Genomic DNA, 15,615 nt, shown 5'->3' on the forward strand with positions numbered 1-15,615 from the left:
ACAAGGAAATGCATCATGACGAATGTTTACATTGTTGACGCAGTAAGAACCCCCGTCGGTAAAGCGCCCCGAGGTGTTTTCAAACACACGTTGCCAGACGATTTATTAGCCCATGTGATCCGTGCGGTTAAAACAAAAAACGAAGGGCTGGATTGGCAAGCTGTGGGGGATGTGGTTATCGGTTGCGCCATGCCTGAAGCGGAACAGGGGATGAATGTTGCACGCATCGCCTCCCTGCTGGCCGGTATGCCGCAATCGGTGCCGGCGATGACCATCAACCGATTTTGTTCTTCTGGAGTACAGAGTATCGCCACAGCAGCGGCTTCCATCCAACAGGGAGCCATGGAGCTCGCCCTCGCCGGTGGGGTGGAAAGCATGTCCATGGTGCCGTTGGGAGGGAATAAATACACCGCCAATCCAGCGATTTTTACCAATGAACAGGTCGCTATTGCCTACGGCATGGGAATTACGGCTGAAAACGTGGCCAAGCGTTGGGAAATAACCCGTGAACAGCAGGACGAATTTGCGGCCGAAAGCCACAAACGGGCCATTGCTGCCCAGGAACGCGGTGATTTTAATGCGGAAATCGTTCCGTTTGAAATCACGGAACGAAAAGTGGATTTAGCCTCTTCCAACGTGCAGGAAAAGAAGCGTGTCATCCGCCAGGATGAGGGGCCGCGCGCTGACACCTCGTATGAGGCCATTGCCCGACTTAAACCGGTATTTGCAGCCAAAGGCACAGTCACGGCTGGAAACAGTTCGCAAACCAGCGATGGGGCAGGAATTGCTTTGCTGGCCAGCGAAAAAGCAGTGCAGCAATTCAATTTAAAGCCTATTGGCCGTCTGATGAGCTATGCCGTGGCGGGTGTGGCGCCTGAAATCATGGGCATTGGTCCCATTAACGCCGTGCCTCTGGCGTTGCAAAAAGCAGGGATAACGCTGGATCAACTCGATTGGATTGAGTTGAATGAAGCATTTGCCGCCCAGGCTTTGGCCGTTATTAAAACCCTGGAGTTGCCGCGGGAAAAGGTCAATCCCTTAGGCGGTGCGATTGCGTTAGGCCATCCGCTGGGGGCTACGGGCGCTATTCGTACGGCAACTCTGTTGCACGGTCTTCAGCGCACCAGGGGCAAATACGGCATGGTCACCATGTGCATCGGTACTGGCATGGGTGCTGCCGCTATTTTTGAAGCATGTTAATGCCCCTTGCACAGGCACTTGGCAAAAGTGCCTGTGCTTTCTTTGTAAATTCGTTTATGCAAGTATTACCAACGTGTTAAACGGTTTCCCCACGTACCTCCTGTAATGGCCTTATTTGATTTACCACAGGCATAATCTACTCTTAATTATAGGAATCTGTTTTACTTGGAGATCGCATGAGGAAAATCCTTCTTGCAGCCTTTCTCGCCGCCAACACCGCCTTTGCCGATGACATTATTGGTTTTTCTGCTTACGAAAATGGTGATTACAGTACCGCTTATCCTCATTTGGTTCAATCAGCGGGAGAGGGAAATGATGAAGCCATGTATCTCCTCGGGCGCATGTATCAATATGGCTATGGTGTTAACCAGGATGATCAAAAAGCCGGTGAATGGTATCGAAAGGCAGCTGAAAAAAACAATGCACTGGCGCAATTAAGCCTGGGTTATCTGTATGATACCGGGCGGGGATTTAACCGGGATTACACCGAAGCCTTTAAATGGTATATGAAGGCTGCCGAGCAGGGAAATTCCATTGCTCAACGCAATATTGGCCTGATGTATGCGACTGGTGATGGTGTCAAGGCGGATGAAAGCAACGCGTTCATCTGGTTTAAAAAATCATCCGAGCAGGGCTATTCCAAAGCGCAAGTGAACCTTGCTTACCAGTACCTCATGGGCCTTGGCACTAAAAAAGACGTGGAAAAAGCCATGTATTGGTATGACAAAGCCGCTCAGCAGGGCGATGCCAAAGGAGAGTATAGCCTGGGTTTGCTCTACACCGGTAAGTACGATGTGACGCCCAATCAGAATGCAGCGACTTACTGGTTTGCCAGAGCCGCCAACCAGGGGCACCGCAATGCGCAGGCTTACCTGGCATTTCAATATTTAAATGGGTTGGGTGTGGAAGCCAATCCGAAAAAAGCCGCTTACTGGTATGAAGCGTCAGCGGAACAGGGTCATCCTCAGGCACAGGCTGAACTGGGCCAGTTACTGCTCACCGGGGTGGGTGTGGATAAAGATTATCAACAAGCCGCCTATTGGTTTGGCAAAGCTGCCAACCAGGGTAATTCGTTTGCGCAAGGGAAACTGGGGTACATGTATTTAGCCGGTCTGGGTGTTAATCAGGATGATGTCAAAGCCTATGCGTGGTTAAAATTGGCGGCCAATAACAAAAATGAACAGGCGGCTAAAGAATTGGCTCGACTTGAACCCAAATTAAGCGCAGAACAAAAGGCATCGGCAGAAAAGATCTACGGTGAATTAAAAAGCAAAAAGCCCGTCTCTGAAGGGGAAGAGCCTGAATAATCACAGGCTCTTGATTCATTATTCCATGGAATTAATAGGGGCCGTTGCGGTTACGGTTGTCGAAATCACCGGGGCAGGTTGAAAAAAAGTGAGCGAGGACGGTTGCATGACCTTGACCAGAGCAAACAGTTCTTCTTTAAATGAAACTGGCATTTGACTAACCAAAGGAAGCCAGCGTCTGTCAGTCAGGGAAATTAACTTCTGGGCCTCCAGGCCATCGCGGACTGCCTGATAAACCAGGTTCTCCAGGTAGCAAACACCCAATGCGTCGTAGCCTTCTTTCTTGCCCAATTCCTCAATGAGGGATTGGCAGCACTGGAGCATTTTAGCTATGTCTTTTCGTTTGACCGGATCAGTGATTCTGGCAACGACTAAATCGCGGGCGTCGCTAATCCTCATAAAACTGTACTCAAGGCCCAACTCATTTTTGTAGGTTTGGCCCTGCTCGTCGAAATAAGACGCTCTTTTTTCCCCGCGAACATAAAAGCCGGCGGCCTGGCATAATTTGGCAACGGCAGGCGACTCGGTGAATAATTCCAGCTTTTTGACCCGTCCTTCCTGAAGGAGTGCGGCAAGAATGGAGCGTAAAGCCGCGGCCGCAGCGGCTTCATCGTTCGCTGTGGGTAACTGAATGCTTAAAAAGCCAATGTGCCGAATGACAGAGTCATCCGGATCAAAATCGACTGTCAAAACAGGCGCATCGTTGATACAGGCAGTGAATTGATTCTGGTCTCGCTTAATACTCACCGGGCACAAGTCCTGGTCCTGCAAAAGCGGGAGCTGTTCGTCAAATTGCAAGCTGGGTATTCCTGGAGCCTGCTTCGCCAGATTTTCATCGATGAGTTGATAAACATAGCGCTCGATTAAGTAGAAATGCCCGCCATTACTCTCGCGTGCGAGCCAGTCCGGAAAAATCGCTTCCTGAGAAAAGGTCTTATCCGCCAGATGAAAGGCATTGAAATTGCCGCCGCTTTGAGTTAACTGAATGCGTTTAATACCGCCTTTTTCCCTGACGATGTTTAAGAATTCAGCATATAAATGTTTGGCGTACCCTTTACCCTGTGAGTCTTTATCAACCCCCATGGAGCAATATTCAGCTGTATGGCGATAAGGACCCTGGCCAAATTTAATGCGTCGTACGGCCATTACTTTTTCTTTGCCCTCGACGGCGTCCACCAGAACATAAATGTCGCTGGCTTGCGACATCCGTTGGTAATGGGCCTTAAATTCTTCCTTACCCTGTTTAGTAAACGACATCCATTGAATAACATGATCTTGCATCCAGATGGACCAAATGGCATCGTAATCGTTAGGGGTGGCTTTGCGAATAAATGGGTAGGTCATGTTCTTACTGAGAGCTAATCAACAACAGTCACCAGTTTACACGAAAACAACCAACTGATCAATATTAGATCATATTGGTTGTTTATTAGTATACTTGCTGCGGTGTATGGCCATTAAAGCATAGAAAGGTGTCAGGCAGAACAATAATCCAATACCATAAAAAATAACGTCCTGTCCTGAACCTAAAAGAGCAAACAGAACATAAATACAGGCCAGTATGCTGATAACCATCCAATTGACGGTACGATGGCGATGAGCGGGGGATTTAAATTGTCTAAACGCGATCATGGCGGCCACGGTCGTATAAAGATAAGGAACTAAAATACATAAATTCGATAAGGTCACCAGCAGCGTGAACTGGGCTGTCAGCAAGCTTGAGTAATTCATTCCCAATAACACTGTCATGATTAAAGCAGAAAGACATATGGCCCAATGGGGGGTGTTAAATCGCGATAATCGCGTTAAAAACAAAGGCAGCAGGCCATCTCTGGCGGTGGCCATAGCCGCCTGACTGGTGATAAAGAGAAAGCCAATGACTGTGCAAAGGCAGGCAATAATGGCTGCCATGGCAAAAATCGAGTCGGTCAGATCGCCAAAAATGAGACGTCCTGCTGCAGCAAAAGGAGCCGGGTTATTGGCCAGGGATGCGGGTGAAAACATGCCCATGAGTGCGACTGTGCTCAATAAATAAATCAATGCCGTGATCGCGGTGCCAAGTACTGTGGCCCGATAAATGGTTACTTCCGGATTCTTTACATTCTCTGCAGGGATCGTGGCGGATTCCAGGCCGCCGAATGCAAAAAAAGTTAACATGGCCGCGTTGGCCAAGGCGGCCAGATTGGATTGTCCTGACACATTAAAGAAAGCGAGATTTTCGACCTTAATATGGAATAGCCCGACCAGCGAGACAAGGAGAATAGGAATCAATTTAATGATGGTGGTCACCATCTGTACGATTTTAACTTCCTTAACTCCAATAATGTTAATGAGGGCAACCAGCCAGATAATGGCGGTGCCAACCAGGAAGGCCAGCGAATGATTGGTGGTCAGATCAGGCCAGAAAACGGTCAGATAAGCCAGCAAGGCCACCACGGTGGCGGCATCGCCAATAATATTGCCGAGCAGATACGCCACACTGACCTGATACCCGGCAAAATCGCCCAGTTCATGACGGCAGTAAGCATAAAGCCCACCGACCAGCGGCAGGCGTTGACTGAGTTTACCGAAAATAAGGGCCAGCAAAATGGAACCCAGCGCCGTGATAACCCAACCGAAAAGACCGATGCTGCCGATGGCCGCCATGGCAGCGGGCAACAGAAAAATACCGGATCCCACCATGTTACCAATTACAAGAGAAGTGCTGGCAGGTAATCCCAGGATTCGCTTTTGTTCCATACTTACTCAATAGAAGTTAATGGTTAATTTAACCATGGTTTGACTGACGATTAAAGGTATCATCCTGTCTATCCGTTTTTGCCGCTATTACTGCCACGACCCGGGTTTATAAAGGATTTGATACAGAGAAATGGAATCTTGTTCTTCATTTATCCATGGCATTCGCATTAGAATGGATGGGTCTCTTTTACCAGCAGAGGGTAAGTCAATGAAATCATGGATGGTGCTTTTTTGCAGTGTGATGTTGAATCATGGGATTTGGGCTGAGGGGACTATCCCACCGGGAAACAGTCTGAAAGAGGCGACCTACATTCGCCTTGAGAGCCGGGGGGACCAGGAAAAAAATCTGACGCTGCTGCTTAAAGCTGGCGCCGAGCACGTGAAAAGTACCGAACCCGATACTGAAATCTGGTTTGCCCTGACGCGTGAAGGAAATCAATTCGCGCTGTTTAACGCATTCACTGACACGGCAGGACGGGCCGCTCATTTGAATGGACAGGTCATTACCGCACTCAAGCAGAACTCCGATCGACTGATTGAAGGCGGCTGGGAAAACGGCGTGATTAAGAACATTCAGAACTCAACCATTCTGGTCAGCAACAATGACCAGAGGGATCGACTGGATCAAGCGCGGTTGGCCAGTTACCTGACGTTCAAAGCCATCCCGGGCAAGGAGAAAGAATTAGACACTCTGCTGCAGAAAGTGGTGGCCTTGGTTAACCGCGTCGAACCCAATACTCTTTTCTGGGTTGCTTTAAAAAATGAAGATGACAGCTATGCTTTGTTTGCAGTTTTTTCTGACATGGATGCCCTAAATGCCCATTTTTCCGGGGTTGCGGTGACGACCATTCAGCAGAATGCGGCCCAGCTCATCCAGGACGGCTGGACTAATGGCGTTATGAAAACCATTAAAAACTATGATGTGATCGCCAGCCGTTAGGAGGAGAGGTGTTGCTGAAGCATATCAAGTAACCCTATAACGTGTTCAGACTCTCTTTAATTAACGACACGGTTATTTTCCCCTGATTGTTTCTGCTGCGCTTTAAAATCGTGTAATTGATAAGACTTAAATCCTCATGGGTTACCCGGGCAATACTCATGAAGTACTGGCTTTCCAGCGTGACATGTTCACTGCGTACGCCGAGTTTTTGCAGCAAAGGGCCTATTTTATTCATGTTTTTTATGCCCGTTTCGCCGCGCGCGTCCATCAATTGTTGAACCTGTGCGTTATTAAGCCCATTACCCAACCCTTTAAGCAGCAATTGCGGAGCGGTATTAAGATTAATCGGCACAGGTTCAGGCAAGGCCGAGATGAAATCAGCCAACCCCTGGTACAGGTTGGCGCTTACCCCGCGTACCAGACGAAATTCACTGGGACTTTCAAAGGGTTGATAACCCGGAAGGTAAGCTGGTTTTTGCCGGGCGTAATAAGCGAGGTATTCATCGTTACCGCGCCCAGGTTTGTAATCCGTTATCCATTGCATGGTCGCATCCAGCAACTGTTTTCGCTGCCCGGCGCTCAGTTTTAAATCGGGCTTTTCCAGCAGTTTTAAAAACAGGAGAGAATAATTTTTACTGCTTAAATTGTTCAGATTAAAACGGCTTTGCAAATCATAAAGCTCGCCGGTGACGGTAAAGGGCGGGTAAATCCCTTTTTGTTTGACAGGAAAAGCACGTAACGTGCCGTCAGCGGTGTTTCGCGTAAAGGTGTTTTTACTATCCCGAAGTTCGCTCATGGCCCAGAACGTCACAGATTGAGAGGCGAGATAAAGCTGATCGGAGAGCAACGTTAATCGTGTACGGTAAATATCCAGTTGCAGGCGAGTACTCATGGCAGTTGCCGCAATGGCGACCAGGGTCATAATAAAAAGAGCCGAAATCAGGGCGCTGCCGGCTTGCTTAGGTCTCAGCATAAAGCCCCTCGGGTAAAATGAACAAAAAACTTGCCTTCCCCCAGTCGGATAAGGTCAGGGTCAATTGCACGGCCTTCGGCAGTGAGGACGACTTGCGACCGGCGGGCATGGCATTCGCCCGCCATTCGGGTAAAACCTGGAGCTGATCATTCAGATAGGCCAATTGACATCCCACCACCTGTTGTAATAACACTTTGTCATCATACTCTTTCCGTTTCAGGGTATCCAGAACCGGCCAGCTGCGGCGAATCAATTGCTGTTTGTCGCAAAGCAGGGCAATGCGTTTAAGGGTGCTGCGTTTATCGCTGCTGTTCGGGTTGGTTAATCCCCCTCGTGTTAACTCCATGTAATTATTACGCCCAATGAAGGCGGGAAGCAGACGCACCTCATTGTCGCGTACAGCGCGGTTGGCAACCTGTTGAATATCCCGTTCAATTAAGGTCAAGGCCAGCTGCAGGGTCATCAGGCGTTCGGCCTGAACCGTGACACGCGAGCGGGTATTGAAGGCATAATACATGGCTGAGGACGTGATGGTAGCAAGAATAGCGAATACCGTCAGCGCGATGAGAATTTCAAGCAGAGTGAAGGCCGCGTTTTTTCTCATGGCTGGTACTTAAATGCGAGCAGGGGATCGGCAAACGGTCCCGCCTGGTTTTTACTGACGCTGACGGTTATTTGCTGTACGGCTTTACCGAGGGCAGTCGGAGAAAGTTTAACCCGCCAATACCAGCGCTGCCCAAGAAGGCTTGTGACCTGTGTTATTTCCTGGTTGGACGGTACCGTTAAAAGTCCCAGTTGCACCATGGCAATGCCTTGCATGGCAATCCAGTGGCTTATGGTTTTTTCTTTGATGAGCTGCGTATTGGCAACATCCTGAGAGGTCGCTTTAAGCAGTGCCGTCAGGGCAATGGCGACAACCGCGAGCGCCAGCAGCACTTCGACTAACGTAAATCCCTTGTTAAGCGTTTTGTTCATCATGAGTCGCTGTTTGTCAATTGAAGTTCGCCATTGTGTTCACCGGACAGTACCACCAGTCTTGGTGTTTCAGCCGTACCAAACACGAGTTCGAAAGGTGACATGTCGCCTGACGGGTTAATGACAATGTCAGGGCGATTATCGCGATTGCGTATGGCCGCTTTTAGACTCACAACCACATGCCTGGGAAAGGCCTGCCAGTGGAACAGGCTGTTTTTGGGCATCGGCTGCCAGCGAAGACCCTGTTCAAAACGAAACGTCTCATAGCCGTTGCGGTTGATATTAATGCCTAAGGTGTTTACTTCAAGAATAGCCCGATGCTGAACAAGTTTCACGTAGGAGGCGAAATGCTCGGCGCTGACGACCGCCTTGCGGCCCGCGCCAAAATCGCCAAAAGCAAGCAGTGTTACGCTTAAGATAATGCCGGTAATGACAATCACAACCAGAATTTCAATGAGCGTAAATCCGCGTTTATTGCGCATCCCAGTTACCTATTTCCGCATTGATGCCGGTTCCTCCCGGTTGGCCTTCAGCGCCCAGAGTGAAGACATCCACATCCCCGTGTTCACCGGGATTTAAATAAAGGTATTCGCGACCCCAGGGATCCTTGGGTACGGATTTTAAATATTGTTTCCAATCGCGGGGTGCCGGGTTACTGGTGGGCTTTTCAACCAGCGCCTGCAAGCCTTGATCAGTGGTTGGGTATACGCCATTATCCAGTTTGTAGAGATCCAGCGCATTTTGTATGGCCAACACATCCTGTTTTGCTTTTACCACCCGTGCTTCATCGGGTCGGCTAATAATTTTAGGGACGATAATGGACGCAAGGATACCCAGGATGACGACAACTACCATTATTTCTATCAGAGAAAAACCCTTCTGATTACGCATTAATCAACTCCTCAAGCCAAAAGAAAAAAATCAGGCAACCAGTTGCTCCATGGAAAAAATAGGTAACAGGGTTGCCAATACTATAAATAATACCACAGCGCCCATCAGCAGGATAACCAGGGGTTCAAGCAGCGTCAGGGCTGTGTCGATCAGACGTTGCACTTCATTGTCCAGATGCTGGGCAGCGCGTTCCATCATGGTGGCGATCTGGCCGCTTTTTTCGCCGCTGGCGATTAAGTGAGTGGCCATGGGACTTAAGAAATGCGTTTCCTTTAAGGCCTGGTGAATGGCGGTACCTTCGCGAACGCGAGTGGTGGCTGCATCAAAGGCGTTACGCATGACAAGATTGGTCACCAGGCTCGCGGAGACGCGCATGGTTTCAAGCACACTGACCCCGGCGGCGAAAAGAATACCAAAGGTGTGGATGTAGCGTGCCACATTCACTGAACGAACCAGGTAAGAGCTGACGGGAAGTTTAAGTAAAAGCCGGTGCCAGAGCATGCGGATTTTCAAGTGCCTAAGGCTTCTCCTAAACGCGATAAAAGCGAGTATTATGGCGCCGGCTACGAGGAGGCCGTAGGCTTTAATAAAATCGCTCATGTTGATTAACACTTTTGTCATCGCGGGCAGCGATTGACCGCTTGACGTGAATACTTCAATGATTTTAGGCACAACAAAGGCCAATAGAAAACTGATGATTGCAGCGGAAACCAGGATCATCAATGTGGGATAAATGAGGGCCTGCTGCACTTTTTGACGGGTTCCCTGCTGATTTTCGGTGTAATCCGCAAGCTTCTCAAGAACAACATCAAGACGGCCGGTCTGTTCACCGGCGGCCACGGTGGCCCGGTATAGTTCAGGAAATGCCTGGGGGAATTCATTCATAGACTGAGCCAGGCCGTAACCTTCGAGTACTTTGGAGCGTACGCCAATGATTAAGGCTCTGACTTTATCTTTTTCGGTCTGTTCACTGACGCCACGCAGCGATTCTTCAACCGGAATCCCCGCTGCGAGCAGGGTGGCCAGCTGGCGGGTAAACAGTGACAAATCCTGAGCAGAAATTTTAGCTGAATGACGGGTTTGTTTCTGCCTGGCCTGCGTCTGGATTTGCACCGGAATAAGGCCCTGATCACGCAGCAGTTGCCGGGCATGGCGTTCCGAATCGGCCTCAATAATGCCTTTATTGGTCCCTCCGGATTTGGTTAAAGCCTGATATTGATAAGCGCCCATGATCACCACAAAAGAATACGTCAAAGCAGTTTAATCTATTGGGTTTAATCTGTCACTGCGGTACACTTTTGGCTTGAAGTCAATCCTGGAGAAAATAATGGGCGATAATTTGATTTTAAAGGCAATAAAAGAACACGATGCTAAATTTATTGACCTTCGTTTCACGGATACGCGCGGCAAAGAACAACACATTACGCTTCCAGTATCGGCCATTGATGATGATTTCATAGAAAATGGCAAAATGTTTGATGGCTCCTCCATCAAGGGTTGGCAAAAAATACATCAATCCGATTTGGCGTTGATGCCTGATCTGGACACCATACTTCCCGATCCATTCTATCAGGACAGCACCCTTATTGTCCGTTGCAATGTGGTTGATCCACAGACCATGTTGGGGTATGACCGCGATCCGCGCTCCTTGGCGATGCGTGCTGAAAAATATTTAATCTCGACCCGTATTGCGGATGCCGCTTACATCGGGCCTGAGCCTGAATTTTTCCTTTTTGATGATGTCCGCTGGGAAACATCCATGAGCGGTTCATTCTATAAAATTGACTCTTCCGAAGCCCAATGGAATTCCGGCAAAGTGTTTGAGGGTGGCAACATCGGTCATCGTCCAAGCATCAAAGGGGGCTATTTCCCGGTACCTCCGGTGGATTCTTCACAAGATATCCGCTCAGCCATCTGTTTAACGCTTGAAGCCCTGGGCATTCCGGTTGAGGCGCATCATCATGAAGTGGCGACCGGCAACCAGTGTGAAGTGGCGACAAAGTTTGACACGGTTACCCGCAAAGCGGATCAATTGCAGGTTTTAAAATACGTTATTCACAATGTGGCGCATAATTACGGCAAGACAGCCACTTTTATGCCCAAGCCTTTGGTAGGTGATAATGGCAGCGGCATGCACTGTCACATGTCCCTTGCCAAAGACGGTGTTAACCTGTTTGCGGGTGAGCAATATGCGGGCTTATCTGAAACAGCGTTGTTTTTTATTGGGGGAATTATAAAGCATGCCCGCGCCTTGAATGCGTTCACCAACCCCTCAACCAATAGCTACAAGCGTCTGGTTCCTGGTTTTGAGGCTCCCGTCCTGTTGGCTTATTCCGCCCGTAACCGCTCAGCGGCCATCCGTATCCCTCATGTGAATAATCCCAAGGGACGCCGTATCGAAGTCCGCTTCCCCGATCCAACAGCCAACCCATACCTGGCTTTCTCGGCAATGATGATGGCCGGTATTGATGGTATTCAGAAAAAAATTCACCCTGGCCAACCCATGGACAAAGATCTGTATGATTTACCGCCCGAAGAGTTGGTGGATATTCCTACCGTATGCGGTTCATTAGAGCAAGCCGTCGACTACCTGCGCCAGGATCATGAGTTTCTGTTGCAGGGGGATGTGTTCAGTCGTGATTTTATCACTAGCTACATTCAATTGCGGGAAGCTGAAATTTCTCAGGTAAGGAGCCTGGTTCATCCGTTTGAATTTGAGCTTTATTACAGTTTATAAGGAAATGAATAAGGAAATGCGATGCGAACATTCGGCTATTTAATTTGCATGATTTTGGCTGTGGGGTCTTTACATGCCGAGATTTACAAATGGACTGACAGTGAGGGGAATGTCCATTTCAGTGATCAACCCCATCAAGGTTCTGAAGAAATTAATTTGCCCGCATCGCAGACCTTTACACCGCCGGCACAAAACAACACTGCTCTGCCTCCTGCCAAAGCGCAGGAGACTGATGCTGAAAGAGGGTACAAGGTTCTTCGCATTGCTCAACCCATTGATGAGGCGACCATTCGTAACAGCCAGGGGTATGTTCCGGTGATTGTAGAAATTTCCCCGGAATTAAAGTCCGGGGATAAGTTACAGATTCTCTATGATGGTGAGCCTTTGGGCGAGCCCCAGGCGACCACAGTCTTTGCCCTGAATGATGTGAAGCGCGGTTCCCATACTATCGCGGTACAGGCCGTGGATGAGGAAGGGAATGTGCTAGGCACCAGTGAAATGATCACCGTCTTCATGCATCGACCCAGAGTGGGCATGGTGCCGCAAACCAAACCTAAAAATACCGCCAACTAACCCTTGAAAAAGGGTGTTTCATCCCTATATAGAGCTTATTCGCGATTGGCATGTGGAAACAGGCCAATCGCTTTTTAGTGGACTCAGTTACGACTCAGTGGAGATTGACAAAGATGGCGCAAAAGCAACAAACAATGGGATTTCAAACCGAAGTCAAACAAATGCTTAATTTGGTTGTGCATTCGCTCTATAGCAACAAAGAGATTTTCTTAAGGGAGTTAATTTCCAACAGTTCGGATGCACTTGATAAACTTCGTTTCCTTGCCTTGTCCAATTCCTCTCTCTACGAAAATGATTCCGATTTACGCATTACTGTTGAATACAACGAAAAATTGAATACCATCACCATTAAAGACAATGGCATCGGCATGAGTTGGGATGAGGCTGTTGAGAATCTTGGAACCATTGCCAAATCAGGAACAAAAGAATTTTTAAGCCACATGACCGGTGATAACGCCAAGGATTCCCATTTAATTGGTCAGTTTGGCGTTGGATTTTATTCCGCCTTTATTGTAGCGGATAAAGTGACAGTCAAAAGCCGCCGTGCTGGCTTAAGTGCTGAGGAAGGGATTGTCTGGGAGTCAAAAGGCGACGGGGAATTTACTATTGCTCAGGAAAAACGCAACGAACGCGGCACTGAAATTACGCTCCATCTCAAAGACGAAGAGAACGAATTCCTGAGTGACTGGCGGATTCGCAGCATCATCAGCAAATACTCTGATCACATTTGCTGGCCCATTTTAATGAAAAAGATGGCGGATGAAGAAGGGAAAGAAAGCAGTGACTTTGAAACGGTGAACAAGGCGACCGCGTTATGGACTCAACAAAAATCAGAAATCAGCGACGAAGACTATAAAGCCTTATACAAACACATTTCCCATGATTATCAGGACCCGTTAACCTGGTCCCATAACCATGTAGAGGGAAAGCAGGATTACATCAGTTTGTTGTACATACCATCGCATGCCCCCTTTGATCTCTGGCAGCATGAGATGAAGCATGGATTAAAATTGTACGTTAAACGCGTTTTTATTCTCGATGACGCGGCCCAGTTTTTACCACGTTACCTGCGATTTGTGAAAGGGATTATTGATGCCAGTGACTTGCCTTTGAACGTTTCGCGAGAAATTCTGCAAGACAATAAACAGGTAGAAGCCATTAAATCGGCTTCTACCAAGCGCGTATTGTCCATGCTTGAGAAATTGAGCACCCAGGATCCGGAAGGTTATCAGAAATTCTGGAATGAATTCGGGCTGGTGATGAAAGAAGGACCGGTGGAAGATTTTGCCAACCGTGAAACCATTGCCAAACTGTTGCGTTTTACATCCACGCACAGCGATTCTGAAAAGCAGGACGTCACCTTAATGGATTATGTGTCACGCATGAAGGACGGTCAGGATAAAATCTATTACATTACTGCCTCAAGTTATAATGCAGCCAAACATAGCCCACATCTTGAAATTTTTAAGAAAAAAGGCATCGAAGTGCTGCTGCTGAGTGATCGAATTGATGAGTGGCTGGTTGGTTATTTAAGTGAGTTTGAGGGTAAAAAACTGCAATCCATCAGCAAGGGTAAAATTGATCTTGATCAAGAAGAAAGGCCGGAAGTTAAAGAAAAAGAAGAGTCGTTAGCGCCGATGCTTAAGCACATCAAAGAAGTTCTGGGTGAGCGGGTTAAAGACGTGGCCCTGACCCACCGCCTCACGGATTCACCAGCCTGTGTAGTGGCGGATGATAAGGACATGGGATTGGAAATGCAGAGAATACTTCAGGCTGCAGGCCAACAGGTGCCCATGACCAAGCCAATTTTTGAAATTAACCCTGAGCACGCTCTGGTTAAACGCCTGCACAGCCTCAATGATGATGAGCAGTTCGCAGAATGGGTTATTGTACTTTTCGAGCAGGCCGTTCTTGCCGAAGGTGGGCAACTGGATAATCCAGCCGATTTCGTGAGCCGTGTGAACAAATTATTGGTCATGGCCTAAAAACTGTCGGAGCCGGTGCACAGCTGGCTCCGATATGGTGTGAATAAAAAAGGCTCGTTTAACGAGCCTTTTCTTTTTGCATTGTTTATTATTCGTCTGTTAAGCGAAAATATTTTGTACCAAAATAACGCTGTAATTTTTTTCTGATTGTGCCACGACTGATGCCCAGCATTTTGGCGGCTTGCAGTTGATTGCCACGGCGTTTCTCCATGACAGCTTGTAAAAGAGGGGGTTCAACTTCAGAGAGAATCATGTCATAAAGATCATCAATGTTTTTGCTTTTATTTTCTGCAAGAAAACGTGAGACTAAATTGTAAACCAAATCTTGCAAGCCTTGCTCTTGTTTAACACTTTGAGTAGTCGCTTGTGTATCAATGACATTCATCGTAACTTCCTTATTTTAGTTAAATCATTATCCAATTACTTCCGATGTCCTCGAAAGCAAAATTAATTGTACATGAAGGTTAATTGATAATCTAGATTTTAGCGATGGATTACCCGGGCAGAATCAAGGCGATTTGCTCTCATTTAATGTTGAAATTGCATGAAGCAATGCTCAACATCCCTCCGGTTTTAGGTTATAGTTTAATTGTCACATCAATAGGGATATATCATGACAAATCGAGATAATCTGTCTGCTGACGTTCGTCAGGAACTTCATCGTAATTGGGGTTGGTTACTTGCGCTGGGTATTTTATTTGTACTGCTTGGGGTCATTGGCCTTGGGATGCTTGTTGGTCTCACGTTGGCCAGTGTACTCCTCATTGGAATTTTACTGATTGTCGGCGGTGTCATTCAAGTTGTCGATTCCTTCAAATGCCGTGGCTGGAAAGCCTTCATATGGCACCTTCTGATTGCGCTTTTTTACATTGTTGCCGGCGGCCTGATGATCTACGATCCCGTCCTTGCTTCCGTAGTGATTACAGCCATGATTGCCTGGTTGCTTATCGTTATTGGTATAGCGCGTTGCATTATGGCTTTTTCTATTCGAGAGTCGAAAGGCTGGTATTGGTTGTTATTGGCAGGAATTGCCGCTTTAATTTTAGGGATTCTGATTTTGGTGCAATGGCCAATGAGCGGCTTCTGGGTAATTGGTTTATTTATCGCGATTGAAATGTTAATTAATGGGTGGTCTTATATTTTCCTGGCTTTGACAATGCGCAGGATTTAGGCTCATTTAAAAGGCTGTCCTCTTAATGTATCCTAATTTAAGAGTATGAACATTTTGTTTACTGCTTCCTAAAAACTGTTATTACCCATACCTCTTCAGTAGCCGCATGAATCATGCGGCTACT

The 15,615-nt window shown here is 47.7% G+C and carries 16 protein-coding genes; 7 read left to right on the forward strand and 9 right to left on the reverse strand.

Annotated features, from left to right (window positions below; all coding sequences use genetic code 11):
• Positions 1-15 precede the first annotated feature (15 nt).
• Both GH742_RS07795 and GH742_RS07800 read left to right on the forward strand, forming a co-directional pair.
• Entirely contained in the window at positions 16-1,200 is a 1,185-nt protein-coding gene (locus GH742_RS07795; protein WP_203454164.1) for an acetyl-CoA C-acyltransferase, read from the forward strand.
• Between the two features lie 176 nt (positions 1,201-1,376).
• Positions 1,377-2,507: an SEL1-like repeat protein gene (locus tag GH742_RS07800; protein ID WP_203454165.1), complete on the forward strand. Its 1,131-nt coding sequence runs from the start codon at positions 1,377-1,379 to the stop codon at positions 2,505-2,507.
• Between the two features lie 18 nt (positions 2,508-2,525).
• On the opposite strand, the gene GH742_RS07805 is transcribed toward GH742_RS07800, so the two are convergent.
• Together GH742_RS07805 and GH742_RS07810 are read right to left on the reverse strand one after the other, a co-directional pair.
• Positions 2,526-3,851: a GNAT family N-acetyltransferase gene (locus GH742_RS07805; RefSeq protein ID WP_203454166.1), complete on the reverse strand. Its 1,326-nt coding sequence runs from the start codon at positions 3,849-3,851 to the stop codon at positions 2,526-2,528.
• 69 nt (positions 3,852-3,920) lie between these two features.
• Complete coding sequence (locus tag GH742_RS07810) at positions 3,921-5,246, reverse strand: amino acid permease (RefSeq protein ID WP_203454167.1); 1,326 nt, start codon at positions 5,244-5,246, stop codon at positions 3,921-3,923.
• Between the two features lie 208 nt (positions 5,247-5,454).
• Here GH742_RS07810 and GH742_RS07815 point away from each other — a divergent pair, with 208 nt between their 5' ends.
• The gene (locus GH742_RS07815; RefSeq protein ID WP_203454168.1) at positions 5,455-6,186 is read left to right on the forward strand and encodes a putative quinol monooxygenase; all 732 of its coding nucleotides are present in this window, start codon (positions 5,455-5,457) and stop codon (positions 6,184-6,186) included.
• A gap of 34 nt (positions 6,187-6,220) precedes the next feature.
• On the opposite strand, the gene gspK is transcribed toward GH742_RS07815, so the two are convergent.
• From gspK to lspF, 6 genes are read right to left on the reverse strand one after another with little or no spacing between them, the layout of a single operon-like run.
• Positions 6,221-7,159 (reverse strand): type II secretion system minor pseudopilin GspK, encoded by a 939-nt coding sequence (gspK, locus tag GH742_RS07820; protein WP_203454169.1) that lies wholly within the window; start codon positions 7,157-7,159, stop codon positions 6,221-6,223.
• Entirely contained in the window at positions 7,146-7,763 is a 618-nt protein-coding gene (gene lspJ / locus GH742_RS07825) for a GspJ family T2SS minor pseudopilin variant LspJ (protein WP_203454172.1), read from the reverse strand. The genes gspK and lspJ overlap by 14 nt, the downstream gene beginning before the upstream one ends.
• The gene (gene lspI / locus GH742_RS07830; protein ID WP_203454177.1) at positions 7,760-8,137 is read right to left on the reverse strand and encodes a GspI family T2SS minor pseudopilin variant LspI; all 378 of its coding nucleotides are present in this window, start codon (positions 8,135-8,137) and stop codon (positions 7,760-7,762) included. The genes lspJ and lspI overlap by 4 nt, the downstream gene beginning before the upstream one ends.
• Complete coding sequence (gspH, locus tag GH742_RS07835) at positions 8,134-8,616, reverse strand: type II secretion system minor pseudopilin GspH (protein WP_203454179.1); 483 nt, start codon at positions 8,614-8,616, stop codon at positions 8,134-8,136. The genes lspI and gspH overlap by 4 nt, the downstream gene beginning before the upstream one ends.
• A complete protein-coding gene (gene lspG, locus GH742_RS07840) occupies positions 8,606-9,025 on the reverse strand; it encodes a GspG family T2SS major pseudopilin variant LspG (RefSeq protein WP_058530155.1) in 420 nt (139 codons plus the stop codon). Before lspG ends, gspH begins: the two co-directional genes overlap by 11 nt.
• A 30-nt stretch (positions 9,026-9,055) precedes the next feature.
• Positions 9,056-10,255, reverse strand: coding sequence for a GspF family T2SS innner membrane protein variant LspF (gene lspF, locus GH742_RS07845; RefSeq protein ID WP_203454192.1), 1,200 nt, complete (start codon positions 10,253-10,255; stop codon positions 9,056-9,058).
• 97 nt (positions 10,256-10,352) lie between these two features.
• Between lspF and glnA the strand changes: the two genes are divergently transcribed.
• The 3 genes from glnA to htpG all read left to right on the forward strand — a co-directional run bounded on the left by glnA (position 10,353) and on the right by htpG (position 14,320).
• On the forward strand, positions 10,353-11,762 hold the full coding sequence (gene glnA / locus GH742_RS07850) for a type I glutamate--ammonia ligase (RefSeq protein ID WP_203454193.1): 1,410 nt from the start codon (positions 10,353-10,355) through the stop codon (positions 11,760-11,762).
• A 21-nt stretch (positions 11,763-11,783) separates the two neighbouring features.
• The gene (locus GH742_RS07855) at positions 11,784-12,335 is read left to right on the forward strand and encodes a DUF4124 domain-containing protein (RefSeq protein ID WP_203454195.1); all 552 of its coding nucleotides are present in this window, start codon (positions 11,784-11,786) and stop codon (positions 12,333-12,335) included.
• Between the two features lie 113 nt (positions 12,336-12,448).
• Entirely contained in the window at positions 12,449-14,320 is a 1,872-nt protein-coding gene (gene htpG, locus GH742_RS07860; RefSeq protein WP_203454197.1) for a molecular chaperone HtpG, read from the forward strand.
• Between the two features lie 88 nt (positions 14,321-14,408).
• Here htpG and GH742_RS07865 read toward each other — a convergent pair whose 3' ends face one another.
• Positions 14,409-14,705: a helix-turn-helix domain-containing protein gene (locus tag GH742_RS07865; protein WP_058526311.1), complete on the reverse strand. Its 297-nt coding sequence runs from the start codon at positions 14,703-14,705 to the stop codon at positions 14,409-14,411.
• A gap of 228 nt (positions 14,706-14,933) precedes the next feature.
• On the opposite strand from GH742_RS07865, the gene GH742_RS07870 reads away from it, so the two are divergent.
• Positions 14,934-15,491 carry an HdeD family acid-resistance protein gene (locus GH742_RS07870; RefSeq protein ID WP_203454199.1) on the forward strand — a complete coding sequence of 186 codons (558 nt, stop codon included), beginning with the start codon at positions 14,934-14,936 and terminating at the stop codon, positions 15,489-15,491.
• Positions 15,492-15,615 lie beyond the last annotated feature (124 nt).

This window comes from Legionella sp. MW5194, assembly GCF_016864235.1.
Classification (GTDB): Bacteria; Pseudomonadota; Gammaproteobacteria; order Legionellales; family Legionellaceae; genus Legionella_C.

Excerpts from the sequence above, each read along its gene's own strand:
- GH742_RS07795 (WP_203454164.1), top strand. The coding sequence starts at position 16 with ATGACGAATGTTTACATTGTTGACGCAGTAAGAACCCCCGTCGGTAAA.
- GH742_RS07800 (WP_203454165.1), top strand. The coding sequence starts at position 1,377 with ATGAGGAAAATCCTTCTTGCAGCCTTTCTCGCCGCCAACACCGCCTTT.
- GH742_RS07805 (WP_203454166.1), bottom strand. The coding sequence starts at position 3,851 with ATGACCTACCCATTTATTCGCAAAGCCACCCCTAACGATTACGATGCC.
- GH742_RS07810 (WP_203454167.1), bottom strand. The coding sequence starts at position 5,246 with ATGGAACAAAAGCGAATCCTGGGATTACCTGCCAGCACTTCTCTTGTA.
- GH742_RS07815 (WP_203454168.1), top strand. The coding sequence starts at position 5,455 with ATGAAATCATGGATGGTGCTTTTTTGCAGTGTGATGTTGAATCATGGG.
- gspK (WP_203454169.1), bottom strand. The coding sequence starts at position 7,159 with ATGCTGAGACCTAAGCAAGCCGGCAGCGCCCTGATTTCGGCTCTTTTT.
- lspJ (WP_203454172.1), bottom strand. The coding sequence starts at position 7,763 with ATGAGAAAAAACGCGGCCTTCACTCTGCTTGAAATTCTCATCGCGCTG.
- lspI (WP_203454177.1), bottom strand. The coding sequence starts at position 8,137 with ATGATGAACAAAACGCTTAACAAGGGATTTACGTTAGTCGAAGTGCTG.
- gspH (WP_203454179.1), bottom strand. The coding sequence starts at position 8,616 with ATGCGCAATAAACGCGGATTTACGCTCATTGAAATTCTGGTTGTGATT.
- lspG (WP_058530155.1), bottom strand. The coding sequence starts at position 9,025 with ATGCGTAATCAGAAGGGTTTTTCTCTGATAGAAATAATGGTAGTTGTC.
- lspF (WP_203454192.1), bottom strand. The coding sequence starts at position 10,255 with ATGGGCGCTTATCAATATCAGGCTTTAACCAAATCCGGAGGGACCAAT.
- glnA (WP_203454193.1), top strand. The coding sequence starts at position 10,353 with ATGGGCGATAATTTGATTTTAAAGGCAATAAAAGAACACGATGCTAAA.
- GH742_RS07855 (WP_203454195.1), top strand. The coding sequence starts at position 11,784 with ATGCGAACATTCGGCTATTTAATTTGCATGATTTTGGCTGTGGGGTCT.
- htpG (WP_203454197.1), top strand. The coding sequence starts at position 12,449 with ATGGCGCAAAAGCAACAAACAATGGGATTTCAAACCGAAGTCAAACAA.
- GH742_RS07865 (WP_058526311.1), bottom strand. The coding sequence starts at position 14,705 with ATGAATGTCATTGATACACAAGCGACTACTCAAAGTGTTAAACAAGAG.
- GH742_RS07870 (WP_203454199.1), top strand. The coding sequence starts at position 14,934 with ATGACAAATCGAGATAATCTGTCTGCTGACGTTCGTCAGGAACTTCAT.